This window comes from Variovorax sp. P4_D9, assembly GCF_056401695.1.
Map to the genome: position 1 here is coordinate 1 of NZ_JBFUIU010000979.1, position 3,027 is coordinate 3,027.

The following is a 3,027-nucleotide window of genomic DNA, read 5'->3' on the forward strand; positions in this document are numbered from 1 at the left end:
CCATAGGTAAGAGCAGCACGCCGATCAAGAACAACTCATCCTGCAAGTTCCGTATGGTGGTGATGATGGCAGCGGATCGGTACCGGAGCGTGTTAACGCCAAGGGACAGCGATAGGCAATAGTCATCAAGGTTGTCGACTTGAAGCGCGAGCAACTCCTTGCTGGCCTGCTCGTAAAATTTCCTCAAATTTGCTCCGTTGTTCCTGCAATGCTCGAACGCCTGGGAGGGGTCGGTGAGCGTCGCTGCATTGAGGTCAGCCACACCTTCATTTCGACCGGCCGCACGAGCGGCGTCTGGCGGGTCGACGACACCCCCAAAGCCCGCGCTCGCAAGCTGTCCCGCCACACCAAAGTCCTCCTCACAGAGTCCTGACGGCTCCGCCACCTTGTCGTGTGCCACAACTTGCTTGCTGCCAATCGCTCCGCCCTGCTTGGCGACGCCATTCGCGAGCCCGCTAGCTGTGCTCGCCGAATTCTCTGCGTCTGCGCCGTTTGGCATCCTGCTGCGGGGCTGGCTCCTGCCGAACAATTCCAGCCACATCAATCCGTACACCTTGCACAAAAGGCCCTTGGAACTGTCGCTTCCGCTGTCGGTCAACAAGCTGCGTCTCATGATGTCGTCGGCGCTGTCGAACATCGCCCGCAACTCGCCTTCGGCTCTTTGGTATTGCAAGTAGTACGCCTTTCTGGGGTCGTTAAGGGCTCCTTCTTGAAGCATTCTTCGAAGATCACCGATCTTCTGCGTCGGGTTTTGAGCCAGGATGCGCTGCGCTTCGGTGATGTCGCGGACGACATGCTCGTAGATGGCGAAGCCGATTACGACGCTGAAGACAAGGAGTAGCGTGAGTAGGGAAACGATGACCTTTGTGAGCTTGCTCCGCCAAGTGCGTAAGCCTCGCTCAAAAGGGCTCTTGTGCGCGCGCAGGTCCAGTAGCGCGATGTATGGGCTAGCCGTTCGTGTCGCCTTGCTCACCTCCAGGCGCAGACGGGCCACCGCTGCGACACTTCGATCGCCCTGGTCGACGGCAGCTATTCGGTCGTCAAGCGTTTGTGACCGCATTAGCCCGGCCGCAGCCAGATATGCGCTTAATAGGCGCCCATCGGCGACAAGCCGCTCGACCCCCGTGATGGGTGAGGCGCCACCGGAAAGAGCCTTCCTAACCCAGGACAGGACCTCGTGAAGTCGCGCGGTCAAATCCATACAGTCGCCTCCAAGTAGCGGCGGTCATGGGAGTTGCGAGCCTTTGTCAACCAGCCTGGCCGAAAACGGGGCCGTATGGGCCGGGACAATAGCAGCGGGCCCCGGGAGGCACCTGTTGCGGAAGCGGGCACCAAAAGTAGGGCGTGAAGCAGATAGTCCCAGGTAAATGCGGTGGTATCTGCGGGATCGCCGGCAGCGAGACCGCTGCGATCAGAGCGAYCAACAAGAGTCGCATCCAACGAAACCGATTCGACATGGCGACGCCCCCACTACGTGCTTTGCGCGAGCGCTTCAGCCGTACCGCATTTTTATGCGGCACGAGCGTAGACACAAGTCCAAAGATAGTCCCCTTTTCGTTGGCAGCAGGGGCAACGGGGTCGACAGGCCCGTCGGTCGAGGCACTGATGTGGTCTTTGCGGTCGATGGGGGCCGGCCGAGTGTCGATGAACCCGGCCGAGCACACACATCAGGTGTTGATTCAGGTTTACACCGACGACTGAGCCACTTTGCCTCGGTCCTGAGAAAGCCTGGGCGCAGCCGATTCCCTGGGCCTTGGGCGCCGGGCCGCTTGAACGTCAATGCATCAGCCTGAGTTTGACCAAGTGAACGTCCCAATCGGCGATTGAGGTGGGCGCCGAGGGTCGTATGTACTGACTTCGAGATCCCAAAAGTCCTTTGGAGAGACCCGCCTTCGAGCAATGAAGGCTAGCTGGCGAAAGCGCTCAGGGCTCGAACGTCCGATTTCGGACGGCAAGCTGGACTTCRATGTCCGCTGGCCGAATCCGGCGGTTGGYCGACTTTAGCCGGTCGGGCCGAGAACCAAAAGCTCTGGCAGGTTGAGTGCTTTCACCTCCGCGACGGCCGCTTGCCTTAATGACCCAAGGCCAGAATGCGCAGCATGCGAATGGCCAGCTGCTGACACTGAGCGACTTCACCGCTGGGCAGCGGCTCGTGCTGCAGTTCGTTGACGCGGCACCAGACGGAGCGCAAGCCGTTCCACGACGCGACCACTTCGACCTTGCTACCGTCGTCGGAGAGCCTGGTGTCGAGGGTGATGTCGCGGATGCGCGGGAATCGCGCGGGCGTCGACATCGGCTGAGTTTTCAGCCGATCTCCTGTCACGCTGGCGCTCCCTGCGGCAGGTTGTCCGCCGTCCTGGCCGTCTCAATGCCAGTCATGGGCGAGGCGCCATGGCTCGGGATGGGCGGAAACTCCGGGCTCGTGTTCTGGTGCACCGGCGGCACCGCGGCGGGATTCACGGCTGGCACTCCACCGGCGGGCGTCGGGAAATTCGGGTCGTCGCCCATTGGGTTCGGGCGCGTGTATCCCGCGCCTTGCATGACGACGTCGGCGATCGGCGCAATCTGAGGCATGGCCGCCACCTGGGCGCCGGCCTGCATGGCGCTGAAGGCGGCCTGCACGCCGATCTGCACCGCACGGGCCTCGATCTCCTTGATCTCGCTGGCGCTCTTGCGCTCCTTGAGGGCCACTTCACGCATCTTGATGTCCGCGCCCGACTTGGCCAGGGCGTCCTGCACGGCCTGCTTGATGCGCTGCTCGATCGCCTCCGGGCTCTCCTGCGCGGCCGCAGCGCGGATGGCCTCGACCAGCTCCTTCTTGAAGGGCGTATCCATGAGGGACACGAGGAAAGGCATCGCGGCGGCCTGGTACTGCGCCGGCAGGGCCTTGACCGCCTCCGACATGGCGTTGAGCTGCTGGCCGCGGTAGCTCGAGCTGCTCGGCACGTCCTCCAGCGACACCATCAGGCGCGTGCGCTGCAGGTCGTTGGACAGGTAGGTGATGCCCGTCTCCGGATCCATCTCCGG

3 protein-coding genes are annotated in these 3,027 nt (G+C 62.4%); all 3 read right to left on the minus strand.

Translation table 11 applies throughout. The features are described from left to right. Positions 1-1,201 (minus strand): hypothetical protein (locus AC1DY5_RS49405; RefSeq protein ID WP_478121633.1); only part of this gene is annotated, 1,201 nt, incomplete at its 3' end. Positions 1,202-2,071: 870 nt separating this feature from the next. Next, complete coding sequence (locus tag AC1DY5_RS49410; protein WP_478121634.1) at positions 2,072-2,293, minus strand: hypothetical protein; 222 nt, start codon at positions 2,291-2,293, stop codon at positions 2,072-2,074. Positions 2,294-2,319: 26 nt separating this feature from the next. Further along, a partial coding sequence (locus tag AC1DY5_RS49415; protein WP_478121635.1) for a portal protein occupies positions 2,320-3,027 on the minus strand: 708 nt, incomplete at its 5' end.